Source organism: Pseudomonas sp. GW456-12-1-14-TSB6 (assembly GCF_059424205.1).
The window spans coordinates 137,566-149,948 of sequence record NZ_JBWKZE010000004.1; the positions used below are offsets into that span (position 1 = coordinate 137,566).

Annotated in this window: 10 protein-coding genes; 4 read left to right on the forward strand and 6 right to left on the reverse strand. The window is 61.9% G+C overall.

The genetic code is table 11. The features are described 5' to 3' along the window. Positions 1–245: 245 nt before the first annotated feature. The 4 genes from tcyN to AC07Y2_RS05205 form a co-directional block, all read right to left on the reverse strand. Complete coding sequence (gene tcyN / locus AC07Y2_RS05190) at positions 246–995, reverse strand: L-cystine ABC transporter ATP-binding protein TcyN (protein ID WP_064382730.1); 750 nt, start codon at positions 993–995, stop codon at positions 246–248. A 4-nt stretch (positions 996–999) separates the two neighbouring features. Then, complete coding sequence (tcyL, locus tag AC07Y2_RS05195; protein ID WP_007952735.1) at positions 1,000–1,665, reverse strand: cystine ABC transporter permease; 666 nt, start codon at positions 1,663–1,665, stop codon at positions 1,000–1,002. Continuing rightward, positions 1,665–2,465, reverse strand: coding sequence for a cystine ABC transporter substrate-binding protein (gene tcyJ, locus AC07Y2_RS05200; RefSeq protein WP_039764552.1), 801 nt, complete (start codon positions 2,463–2,465; stop codon positions 1,665–1,667). Before tcyJ ends, tcyL begins: the two co-directional genes overlap by 1 nt. Before the next feature lie 245 nt (positions 2,466–2,710). Further along, positions 2,711–3,715 (reverse strand): D-cysteine desulfhydrase, encoded by a 1,005-nt coding sequence (locus AC07Y2_RS05205; RefSeq protein ID WP_039764555.1) that lies wholly within the window; start codon positions 3,713–3,715, stop codon positions 2,711–2,713. 190 nt (positions 3,716–3,905) lie between these two features. On the opposite strand from AC07Y2_RS05205, the gene epsC reads away from it, so the two are divergent. Beyond that, positions 3,906–4,832, forward strand: coding sequence for a serine O-acetyltransferase EpsC (gene epsC / locus AC07Y2_RS05210; RefSeq protein WP_007952730.1), 927 nt, complete (start codon positions 3,906–3,908; stop codon positions 4,830–4,832). A gap of 408 nt (positions 4,833–5,240) precedes the next feature. Further along, positions 5,241–7,202 (forward strand): choline transporter BetT, encoded by a 1,962-nt coding sequence (gene betT, locus AC07Y2_RS05215; protein WP_178082843.1) that lies wholly within the window; start codon positions 5,241–5,243, stop codon positions 7,200–7,202. Positions 7,203–7,226: 24 nt separating this feature from the next. On the opposite strand, the gene AC07Y2_RS05220 is transcribed toward betT, so the two are convergent. Both AC07Y2_RS05220 and AC07Y2_RS05225 read right to left on the reverse strand, forming a co-directional pair. Continuing rightward, positions 7,227–7,487: a hypothetical protein gene (locus AC07Y2_RS05220; RefSeq protein ID WP_007952727.1), complete on the reverse strand. Its 261-nt coding sequence runs from the start codon at positions 7,485–7,487 to the stop codon at positions 7,227–7,229. 87 nt (positions 7,488–7,574) lie between these two features. Beyond that, entirely contained in the window at positions 7,575–8,612 is a 1,038-nt protein-coding gene (locus tag AC07Y2_RS05225) for a LacI family DNA-binding transcriptional regulator (RefSeq protein WP_039764559.1), read from the reverse strand. Positions 8,613–8,818: 206 nt separating this feature from the next. Here AC07Y2_RS05225 and AC07Y2_RS05230 point away from each other — a divergent pair, with 206 nt between their 5' ends. Continuing rightward, the gene (locus tag AC07Y2_RS05230; protein WP_103385570.1) at positions 8,819–11,044 is read left to right on the forward strand and encodes a TonB-dependent receptor; all 2,226 of its coding nucleotides are present in this window, start codon (positions 8,819–8,821) and stop codon (positions 11,042–11,044) included. Between the two features lies 1 nt (position 11,045). Beyond that, the gene (locus AC07Y2_RS05235) at positions 11,046–12,365 is read left to right on the forward strand and encodes an LLM class flavin-dependent oxidoreductase (RefSeq protein WP_103385571.1); all 1,320 of its coding nucleotides are present in this window, start codon (positions 11,046–11,048) and stop codon (positions 12,363–12,365) included. The last annotated feature ends 18 nt before the right edge of the window (positions 12,366–12,383 follow it).

Genomic DNA, 12,383 nt, shown 5'->3' on the forward strand with positions numbered 1-12,383 from the left:
ATTCTCCTACAGTGGTAAAGCACTCTACCTATCTGGTATGGCGAATTGAACCACGGTATCTGCCGGGCTTTGCGTGCTCTGGCAGCTATTGGATCGTGCAGTGGGAAATTCGAGGGCGCGCACTTTAATCATGTCGAGTCTGTTGCAGGACGTATATATATTCTGCAATCGCTTGATCAAGTTTTGTCGGGAGGTGTAAGTAGAACTTCCATCCATGGAAGTTTGTATTCCGGAAAGTTTACAGGTCAGCCGTTATTTCTGAACTTGCTGAGGAACTGTCGAGTGCGTTCTTCTTTCGGATTGGCAAACAACGCTTTAGCTTCGCCTTGTTCGACGATCACGCCTTTATCGAAAAACACCACGCGGTTGGCCACATCACGAGCGAACGCCATTTCGTGGGTGACGATCACCATGGTGCGTTTCTCCTCGGCGAGGCCGCGGATGGTCGCCAGCACTTCACCCACCAGTTCCGGATCGAGGGCCGAGGTCGGCTCGTCGAACAGGATCACTTCCGGCTCCATCGCCAGCGCCCGGGCAATCGCCACGCGCTGTTGCTGGCCACCGGACAGGCGCCGTGGGTAGGCGTCTTCCTTGCCCGCCAGGCCAACCTTGGCCAGCAGCTTCTTGCCCAGGGCAATGGCTGCATCGCGGGGCGTCTTCTTGACCACGATCGGGCCTTCGATGACGTTTTCCAGAGCGGTGCGGTGCGGGAACAGGTTGAAGTTCTGGAACACGAAGCCCACATGCTGGCGCAGGTTGCGCACCAGGCTCTGCTGCTGGTTCAGCGGGCGGCTGGTATCGATCTCGATCTCGCCGACCTTGATCCGGCCGCTGGTGGGTTCCTCGAGGAAGTTCAGACAGCGCAGGAATGTGGTCTTGCCCGAGCCGCTGGGGCCGATGATTGCCACGACCTCGCCTTCCTTCACCTCCAGATCAATGCCGTTGAGCACGACTTGACCCTTGAACTGCTTTGTCAGTTTTTCCACGACAATCATGGGGTCAGGACTCCTGGTCGTGCCGATTGACCCGCTCTTCCAACTTGTTCTGGAAGTGCGACAGCACCGTGGCCAGAATCCAGTAGATCAGCGCGGCGGCAAGATACATGGTGAAGACTTCGAAAGTCCGGGCGGTAATCAGCTGCGCCTGACGGAACAGCTCCGGCACCTGAATGGTGGCGGCCAGCGCGGTGTCCTTGACCAGCGAAATGAAGCTGTTGCCCAGCGGCGGCAAGGCCGTGCGCATCGCCTGCGGCAGGATGGCCCGGCGCAGGGTCTGCGCGCGGGTCATGCCGATGCTCGCGGCGGCTTCCCACTGGCCGCGTTCGATCGAACCGATCGCGGACCGCAGGATTTCACAGGCGTAGGCGGCCATGTTCAGCGAGAAACCGATCAGCGCCGCCGGCAGCGGGTCGAGTTCCATGCCCAATTGCGGCAAGCCGTAATAGATCACGAACAGTTGCACCAGCAACGGCGTGCCGCGAAAGAACGACACGTAGATGCGGGCCAGCCAGCTGACCGACTTGAAACGCGACAGGCGCATCAACGCCAGGCCAAAGCCCAGCAGCAGGCCGAAAAACATGCCGCCGAGGCTGAGGATTACCGTGTAGTACGCGCCCTTCAACAGGAAGGGCGCGGAGTCCAGTGCGAGTTGGAAAGCTTCTTCCATTATTGGGTGACGTCAGCGTTGAAGTATTTCGTGGACAGCTTCTCAAGGGTGCCGTCGGCACGCAGTTCGTCGAGGGCCTTGTTCACGGCGGCCAGCAGTTCAGGCTCGCCTTTGCGCAGGGCAATACCGGCTTCCTGACGCGAGAAGGCTTCACCGGCGGCGACGGTTTTCGGCGCTTTCTTGGCGTATTCCAGTGCGGCCAGACGGTCGATCAGGATCGCGTCGGTACGGCCGTTGTTCAGGTCGGCGAACTTGGTCGGATCATCGTCGTAGGTGCGCACGTCGGCACCCGGCACGTTGGCGCGGACCCACTGTTCGTAGTTGGTGCCCAGGCCCACGCCGACTTTCTTGCCGGACAGGTCAGCGGCGGATTTGATGTTCAGCGCGGCGGCCTTGTCTTTCAGTACCAGCGCCTGAATCCCGGAAACGGTGTACGGCTCGGAGAAGTCATACTTCTTCTTGCGCTCGTCGGAAATGGTCACCTGATTGACCACGACGTCCAGCCGCTTGGATTCCAGGGCCGCGAGGATGCCGTCCCATTTGGTCGGCTGAATCTTGGCCTTCACGCCCAGCTTCTTGGCCAGGGCTTCGGACAGTTCGACTTCGAAACCCGACAGCTTGCCGTCGGCATCGACGAAGCTGAACGGTGGGTAAGTGCCTTCCAGGCCGACGTTGATAACGCCTTTGTCCTTGATCTGTTGCAGTTGCTCACCGGCAACCGCCTGCCCCAGCAGACCGGCGCTCAGTGCCAGGCCCAGCGAACCTACCAGCAGATTTCGACGTAGTGCGGAAAGAATCATGACAAGCCCCTGTGTTTTCTTATGGAAGACGCTTAAGGAAAGTTGGCGAATCCGGGAATTGGACGACAGCGCTATCCTGCCTTAAAGCAGCTTATGCGTCTCTCGCGAAATTCGCCTGCGGCGAGACTATATGATGGTTCTTTTAGAATGGAAAATAATGAATTTTCCGTTTGTTATTCATCTGTGGAATATGTGTTTTTAGTATTCCGGGATGCATTCCCACGCAGAGCGTGGGAACGAGCGCGTCAGAGAAAATCCTTGTACGCGAACAACGCCGGGGCGCCGCCGGTGTGCAGGAAGATGATCGGGCCGTCGTCGAAACGCCCGCGACCGATGCCGTCGAGCAACCCGGCCATGGCCTTGCCGGTGTAGACCGGATCGAGCAGCACGGCGTCCTGGCTGGCCAGCAGTTTCACTGCCGACAGCGTCCCGGCATTCGGCTCGCCGTAACGCGGGCCGAAGTATTCGTCCCACAACTCGACCTTGAAGCTGTCCGGCAGCGCCACACCCAACAGATTGGCGGTGCGCTCGGCCAGGCCTTGGACTTTCGGGCGCTGATCTTCTTCGCTGCGCGAGACGGTCACGCCGATCACCGGCAGTTGCGGCAGGGCTTCGCTCAACGCCAGCGCCAGACCGCTGTGGGTACCGGCACTGCCCGAGGCCAGGACCACGGCGGAAAATTGCAGGCCGGTGTCCTTGATCTGCTCTGCCAGCTCCAGTCCGGCGCGCACGTAACCCAGCGCGCCGAGGGCGTTGGAGCCGCCGATCGGCACCAGATACGGCTTCTTGCCGTTGCTGCGCAGGCGCACGGCGAGGGCGGCCAGTTGTTCGTCGGCGTTGTCGAGGTTGTCGACCAGCTCGACCTTGGTGTCGAACAGGTCCAGCAGCAGGCGATTGCCGTTGCCGGTGTAGTTGCTGTCGTCGGTGCCCAGTGGATTTTCCAGCAGCGCCACGCAGCCCAGGCCCAGTTTCGCGGCCAGCGCGGCGGTCTGGCGAACGTGGTTCGATTGCAGTGCACCAGCGGTGATCAGGGTATCGGCGCCTTGGGCGAGGGCATCGGCGGCGAGGTATTCGAGCTTGCGCAACTTGTTGCCGCCCATGGCCAGCGGCGTCAGGTCGTCGCGTTTGATGTAGACATCGCGGCCGAGCCAGGTGGACAGACGCTCGAGCTTTTCCAGTGGGGTCGGTTGGCCGAGCAGGTCGAGGCGGTTGAAGCGTTGCAGCTGTTGTTTGATCGGTTGTGTGGACATGGTTCCGTACTGGCGGAGGAAGATCACCGGACTATAGGCACGCCGATTTACCGGGGCAACCGTCAATCGCTTATAGCCAAATGTGCTTAGTCCAGCACTATCGGTTCTTAATTCGCCCCGATGGGGTTGCCGTAAAGTAGTCGCCGTTGACGCGGCCAGACAGTCCGGCCGCCCGTGAGGAGTCTTTACCGTGAGCGAGCGTTCCAGCCATTGGCAATTGCAGACCATCGTCAGCCAGCTGCGTACCGCGCGGGATCAGTGGCGTGCACAAAATGGCCGTGCTTCCGGCGAGCAGGGCGGGCGCGAGTTGCCGTCCCGTGACGCGATGGCGCAGATCCTTGAAGCCCTGTGCGGGGCATTGTTCCCGATGCGACTGGGGCCGGTTGATCTGCGTGAGGAGAGCGAGGATTTCTACGTCGGCCACACCCTTGATGTCGCCTTGAATGCACTGCTGGCCCAGGCACGACTCGAACTGCGTTACGTCGCCCGTCACAGTGCCCAGGCCGACACTGAGGTCGAGGCGCAGGCGATCAGGATCATCCAGGATTTCGCCCTCGCATTGCCGGGCCTGCGCAGCTTGCTCGACACCGATGTGCTGGCCGCCTACCACGGCGACCCGGCGGCGCGCAGCGTCGATGAAGTGCTGCTGTGCTATCCGGGGATTCTGGCGGTGATTCACCATCGTCTGGCCCACCATTTGTACCGCGCAGGCCTGCCGCTGCTGGCGCGGATCAGCTCGGAAATCGCCCACTCGGCGACCGGCATCGATATTCATCCGGGCGCGCAGATCGGCCGCAGTTTCTTCATCGACCACGGGACGGGTGTGGTGATCGGCGAGACCGCGATCATCGGCGAGCGCGTCAGGATTTATCAGGCGGTGACCCTCGGCGCCAAGCGCTTCCCGGCGGACGAGGACGGCCAGTTGCAGAAAGGCCATCCACGCCACCCGATCGTCGAGGACGACGTGGTGATATACGCCGGGGCGACGATTCTCGGGCGGATCACCATCGGCAAGGGTTCGACCATCGGCGGCAACGTGTGGCTGACCCGCAGCGTGCCGGCCGGGTGCAACCTGACCCAAGCCAATCTGCAGCATGACGACGGGACGCAGAAGTAACGATTACCCCTGATCGTTCCCACGCTCTGCGTGGGAACGCCTCCAGGGTCGCTCCGCGTTCCGGACGTCCCCCGAATTACAGAGTGGCCTGCAATATGACGCGGAGCGTCAAGGGCGGCATTCCCACGCAGAGCGTGGGAACGATCACTTGGGAACGATCGTCCTCGCCACAGCGTCATACCCCCTCTTGAGCTAGCGTACGAAAGGTACCGCTGAGCCCTGCGATTAGTCCTTGGCGCACTATCCATGTTTAACTTGAACGTTCATTCAAGTTAAACCGGCGGTTCGCCGCCCGCTCACAACAGGAGGCTTGCCTTTGCTGAGTCCGATCATTTCAGCCATTTTCCAACCCCTTGAGGTGCACCGTTCATGAGTGCATCGTCTACCCCCGCCAGCGGTCTGGTACGCATGAATCCGCCGGTGTTCTGGTTCGCCGCGACGGTGATCCTGCTGTTCGGCCTGACCGTCATCGACATGCCGGAACAGGCCGGCGCCTGGCTTCTCGAAGCGCAAAACTGGGCGGCCAACACGGTCGGCTGGTACTACATGCTCGCCATGACCCTGTATCTGATCTTCGTGGTGGTTACCGCGTTGTCGGGCTACGGCAAGATCAAACTCGGTGCCGACCACGACGAACCCGAATTCAGTTACCTGTCCTGGGCCGGCATGCTGTTCGCCGCCGGGATCAGCATCACGCTGTTTTTCTTCTGCGTGTCCGAACCGCTGACCCACATGCTTCAGCCGCCGCAAGGCGAGGCCGGCACGGCGGACGCGGCGCGTCAGGCGATGCAGATTCTGTTTCTACACTGGGGCCTGCACGGCTGGGGCGTGTTCGCTTTCGTCGGCATGGCGCTGGCGTATTTCGCTTATCGGCACAACCTGCCACTGGCCCTGCGTTCGGCGCTGTATCCGCTGATCGGCAAACGCATCAACGGCCCCATCGGCTACGCGGTGGACGGCTTCGGCATCATCGCCACGGTGTTCGGCCTCGGTGCGGACATGGGCTTCGGCGTGCTCCATCTCAACTCCGGTCTGGACTACCTGTTCGGCATCGCCCACACCCAGTGGATTCAGGTCGGCCTGATCACGCTGATGATGGGCGCGGCGATCATCGTCGCCGTCTCGGGTGTGGATAAAGGCGTGCGGGTCATGTCCGACATCAACATGCTGCTGGCCTGCGCGCTGCTGCTGTTCGTGTTGTTCGCCGGCCCCACCCAGCATTTGCTCAACACCCTGATCCAGAACCTTGGCGACTACCTCGGCGCGTTGCCGATGAAGAGTTTCGACCTCTACGCCTACGACAAACCGAGCGACTGGCTCGGCGGCTGGACGGTGTTCTACTGGGCCTGGTGGATTGCATGGTCGCCGTTCGTGGGCCTGTTCATCGCACGGATTTCCCGTGGCCGGACCATCCGCGAATTCGTCTTCGGCGTGCTGCTGATTCCGCTCGGTTTCACCCTGGCGTGGATGTCGATCTTCGGCAACAGCGCCATCGACCAGGTGCTCAATCACGGTATGTCAGCATTGGGCATGTCGGCCCTCGACAACCCGTCGATGACCCTTTACCTGCTGCTGGAAACCTACCCGTGGAGCAAAACCGTCATCGCGGTAACGGTGTTCATCAGCTTCGTGTTCTTCGTCACCTCCGCCGACTCCGGCACCGTGGTGCTCTCGACCCTGTCGGCCAAGGGCGGCAACCCGGATGAAGACGGGCCGAAATGGCTGCGGGTGTTCTGGGGCGCGATGACCGCGCTGGTGACCAGTGCACTGTTGTTCTCCGGCAGCATCGATGCGTTGAAGTCGGCGGTGGTGCTGACCTCGTTGCCGTTCTCGATGATCTTGCTGCTGATGATGTGGGGCCTGCACAAGGCGTTCTATCTGGAGTCGCAGAAGCAGATCGCGCAACTGCATTCCCTGGCGCCGGTCTCCGGTTCACGGCGTGGCAAGGGCGGCTGGCGTCAGCGTTTGAGCCAGGCTGTGCACTTCCCGTCGCGCGACGAGGTGTACCGCTTCATGGACACCACGGTGAAACCGGCCATCGAAGAAGTGACGGCCGTGTTCGCCGAGAAAGGCCTGAACGTGGTCACCCAACCGGACCCGGCACACGACAGCGTCAGCCTGGAAATCGGTCACGGCGAGCAGCACCCGTTCATCTATCAGGTGCAGATGCGCGGCTACTTCACGCCGTCGTTTGCCCGTGGCGGCATGGGCTCCAAGCAGCTTAACAATCGCCGCTACTACCGCGCTGAAGTGCACTTGAGCGAGGGCAGTCAGGATTACGATCTGGTCGGTTACACGAAAGAGCAGATCATCAACGACATCCTCGACCAGTACGAACGGCACATGCAGTTCCTGCATCTGGTGCGTTGATCGGGGCAGAGCGCCGGGACGCTTTCAAGTCTCGGCGCTCAGCACCATGAACAACACCATCGCCGCCAGCGGCACACCATACACGGCGCTGCCGATCGCAATCTCCGACCCCAACGGCTGCCCGGCGTGGACCACGCCGACCGCACCATTGATCACCGTCAACGCCAGCCACAACGCCGCGAAACCATAGGCCAGCGTCTGCCGACTGAAGCCGATGCGCTCGCCGATGTAAAACATCAGCGCCAGCAGGATCAGGCCGAAGAAGATGATGATTGCGGTGTGCATGGGGAGGCCTGCGGCATAGTCGGTGTTTGGTCGGGCGCCTTCGCGGTTTCATTTAGAGCATAGCCAAACCCGCCCACGCCATATTCGTCAGGTACTTTCCCGCTCTATGACCGTGCACTGCAGCAGATTCAACCGCTGTACCTCATCGCTCGGCAACACGCCAAGGCTTTCCAGCACCCGCGTCGCTGCCAGTACACCGATCTCCAGCGCCGGCGGTTTGATGGTGCTCAGGCTCGGCAGCAGCATCTCGGCGAACGGGTAGTCGCCGAAACCGAGGACGGCGCAGTCTTCGGGGATCTTGAGGCCGGCGCGTTGTCCGGCCAGCAGGCCGCCGGCGGCGAGGTTGTCGTTGGCGAAGATGATCGCGTCCGGGCGGGGTGAGGCGTTCATCAGCGCTTCCATTGCTTGCTTGCCGGCCTCGAATGGGGCGCGATCGGCGTCCGGTGCGAACACCCACGGTTCCAGGCCCAACTCACGCACGGTCGCCGCATAACCGTCGCGGCGCTCCAGTGCGCTGAAGTCGCCGGGTGCGCTGTTCTGCACGAAGGCGATGCGTCGATAGCCTTTGTTGTGCAAATAACGAGCGGCGCTGACACCCACTTCGAAGTGCGAAAAGCCGATCTGCATCGGCTCGCGATCCGGTTGGTAATCCCAGGTTTCGATCACCGGGATATCCGCTTCGGCAAGCATCTTTTCTGTGCCCGCGCTGTGGAAGTGACTGGTCACCACCAGCGCCGCCGGCGACCAGCCGAGGAAGGCCCGCACGGCGTTTTCTTCCTGTTCAGTGCTGAAGTAACTCGAGGCAAGAAGTAGCTGGTAGCCGTGACGGCTGAGGGTGTCGCTGAAGCCCTGAATGGTGTTGGCGAAGATCGGCCCGGAGATGTTCGGGATCACCATGCCGACGATTTTCCCCCGCGCCGAGGCGAGCCCGCCGGCCACCAGATTCGGCACATAACCCAACTCGGCGACCACCGCCGCGATGCGCTCGCGGCGTTCGGGCGAGACCTGTTCCGGCTGGTTGAAATAGCGCGACACGGTGATCGCCGAAACACCGGCCTGGCGCGCCACCGCGTTGAGAGTCACGCGACCGGCGCCACGGCGTTTGCGGGGCTTTTCTTCGCTCAAGGCTCGATCCTTCTTAAAAACCAAAACGCATATAAAAGTAATTTTTCAGTATTGGACGGTCTATGTCCGGCTTGCCAATACTGGCGATGTTAGCGCTAACAAAGCGCGTTGTCTGCTACTCGCTCGAGCGAATGCCCAAGACACCGAGACAGGCGCTGTCGTCGCAGAACGGCAGCGGTTCAGGGCAACTTTTCGAGCGGGCAAACATGCACAACATTCCTGGGGCGACACACACATTGGCGCAATCGATCCGCGCTGCGGGCTGGCTACTCACCGGGCTGGCCGCGCTGCCGCTGCCTGCCGCGTTCGCCGCCGATAGCACCGATCCGGAGCCGACCCTCAAATCCGTCACGGTCACCGCCACCCGCCGCGAAGAGTCGCTGCAAAAAGTGCCGGTGGCGGTATCGGTGATCAACGGCGAGCAGCTGGAACGCGACAACCGCAACAGCGTGGCGAGCATCGTCCAGCAAGTGCCGTCGCTGAATTTCCGCACCGGCGCATCGAACAAGGACACCTCGTTGTTCGTGCGTGGCGTGGGGACGATTTCCACCTCGCCGGGCGTCGAACCGACGGTGGCCACGGTGATTGATGGCGTGGTCTACGCCCGTCCCGGCCAGTCGACCCTCGATCTGCTGGACCTGGAACGCGTCGAAGTCTTGCGCGGCCCGCAAGGCACGCTGTTCGGCAAGAATGCCTCGGCCGGCGTGCTGAACATCACCAGCAAGGCGCCGACCGCCGAGACCCACGGCTACATCGATCAGTCGTATTACAGCGGCAACGAAAGCCGCACCCGGTTCGGCATCGGCGGCAGCCTGATTCCGGACACGCTCAAGGGCTCGATCAGCACCTTGTTCGGCACTTACGACGGCAACGTCGACAACCAGCACAACGGTCATGAGGTCAACGGTTACAACCATCGCGGCGTGCGCGGCAAACTGGAATTCACCCCGAACGACGACGTCACCTTCACCCTGATCGCCGACTACATGCAGTCCCACGATGACGGCCCCAACGGCGTCGTGACCAAGGCTCTGACCCCGGCTTTCGCCAATGCGTTGAGCCCGGTCAGTGCCACCAGCCACAACCGCGACATCAACACCGACACCCGCTCCCACGTCGAGGACACCAACAAGGGCCTGTCCGGCCAGCTCGACTGGCAACTGGGCGATTACACCCTGACCTCGATCACCGCGTGGCGTGGCTGGGACAACACTCAGTATCAGGACGGCGACCGCCTCGGCACGGTGACGGCGGCGTTCCCCGGCACGGCGGACAAGGGCGATCTGGCCTTCGACCAGTACTCGCAGGAGCTGCGTCTGGCGTCGCCGAAAGGCGAGTTCCTCGAATACGTTGGCGGCCTGTTCTACATGCACGGCAAGGACGAGGAAACCTATCAGCGCACGCTGACCACCACCACACGAACTGATCGCGGCGTCGCCGATTACAGCACCACCAGCGACAGCTATGCGGTGTTCGGCGAGAGCACGCTGAATTTCACCTCGGACTTGCGTGGCATCGCCGGCCTGCGCTACACCCACGACGATCTGGAATACGATCACCGTCGCGTTTCCACTTCCGCCACCACCGTCAGCGGCATTCAACCGGCCACCCGCAGTTCCGGGTCGGTGGATGAGGACGGCTGGTCCGGTCGGCTCGGTTTGCAGTACGACCTGAGCGATACCGTCACCACTTATCTGACCTATTCGCGTGGCTACAAAGGCCCGGCCTACAACGTGTTTTTCAACATGCAGCCGCGCGACACCGAAGCGCTGAAACCGGAAACCTCCAACACCTGGGAGGCGGGGATCAAGGCTTCGTCCTGGAACAATCGCCTGACCACCAACCTCGCGGTTTTCCACAGCGACTACGACAACTATCAGGCGAATTTTTTCGACACCGTCGCCGGGCAAGTGGTGACGCGCCTGATCAACGCCGGCAGCGTCAGCACCGAAGGTGTAGAACTTGATTTCGCCCTGCAGGCGACCCAGCAACTGAAGTTCTCCGGCGCGCTGGCCTACACCCGGGCCCGCATCGACGAGTTCGCCTGCCCGGCGAGCGCGGCGGCGTCGTGCAACGTCAACGGCAAACCGCTGCCGTTCAGCCCGGACTGGAAAAGCTACGTGCGCGCCGACTACACGATTCCGCTGGATAACGGCCTGGATATCGAACTCGGCACCGACTACAGCTGGCAGAGCGAAGTGCAGTACGACATCAGCCAGAACGCCGACACCAAGCAGGGCGCCTACGGCCTCTGGAACGCCAGCGTGGCTCTGGCCGATTACACCAACGGCTGGCGCGTGGCGTTGCTCGGCAAGAACCTCACCGACAAGTCCTATTCGCCGCTGCTCGCCAGCGGAGGCAACTACATCTACCGCGCCGTGCCTCGCGACGACGAGCGCTACTTCGGCGTGCAACTGCGCAAGGACTTCTGAGATGAGCAGACAGCTGAAACTCGGCGCGTTCCTCATGGCCACCGGACACCACGTCGCCGCGTGGCGTCATCCGGACGTTCCGGCCAACGCGGGACTGGATTTCGCCCATTACAAACGCCTGGCGCAGATTGCCGAGGCAGCGAAGTTCGACACCCTGTTCGTCGCCGACAGCGTCGCTGCGCCGACCCAGGACATCGCCAGCCGCATGGCCCGTTCGGATCACTTCGAACCGTTGACCTTGCTTTCGGCCTTGAGCGCGGTGACCGAGCACATCGGCCTGATCGCTACCGCCACCACCAGCTACAACGAGCCGTATCACGTGGCGCGCAAGTTCGCTTCGCTCGATCACCTGTCCGGCGGGCGAGCGGGGTGGAATCTGGTGACCTCGGACAACGCCGCCGAAGCGCAGAATTTTGGCCGCGACGAACACATCGGCCATGTCGAACGCTACAGCCGCGCCCGGGAATTTCATCAGGTGGTCACCGGGCTCTGGGACAGTTGGCAGGACGATGCCTTCATTCGCGACAAGGTCACTGGCGCGTATTACGACCCGGAAAAACTGCATGTGCTGGATCACGTCGGTGAGCACTTCCGGGTCAAGGGCCCGCTGAACGTCGCGCGTTCGCCACAGGGTCAGCCGGTGATCGTGCAGGCCGGCTCGTCGGAAACCGGACGTGAACTGGCGGCACAGACCGCCGAAGTGGTGTTCACCGCGCAGACTTCACTGGCCAGCGCCCAGGCGTTTTACGCCGACCTCAAGGGGCGCTTGCCGAAGTACGGACGCAGTGCCGATTCGCTGAAAATCATGCCCGGCGTGTTTGTCGTGGTCGGGCAGACGGAAGCCGAAGCGCAGGAAAAATGTGAAACGTTTCAGCAATTGGTCGAACCCGAGGTTGGTGTCGCCTTGCTTGGGCGTATGCTGGGCAACTTCGATCTGTCGAAGTACCCGCTGGACGGGCCGCTGCCGGAGTTGCCGCTGACTGACAGCGGCCAGCAAAGCCGACAGAAACTGTTGACCGAACTGGCCGGCCGAGAACATCTGACCCTGGCCGAACTGGGTCGCAGAATCGCTGGCGGTCGCGGGCATTACAGCGTCGTCGGCACTCCGGCGCAGATTGCCGACCGCTTGCAGGAGTGGTTCGAGCAGGGCGCGGCGGACGGCTTCAATGTGCTGGTGCCGCACCTGCCCGGCGGGCTCGAAGACTTCGCCAATGGCGTGGTCCCGGAACTGCAACGGCGTGGGCTGTTCAGAATCGAATACGAGGGCCGGACCTTGCGCCAGAACCTTGGCCTCGCCCGGCCCGGTAACAGATTTGCGTAGCAATCGACACCCGATTCA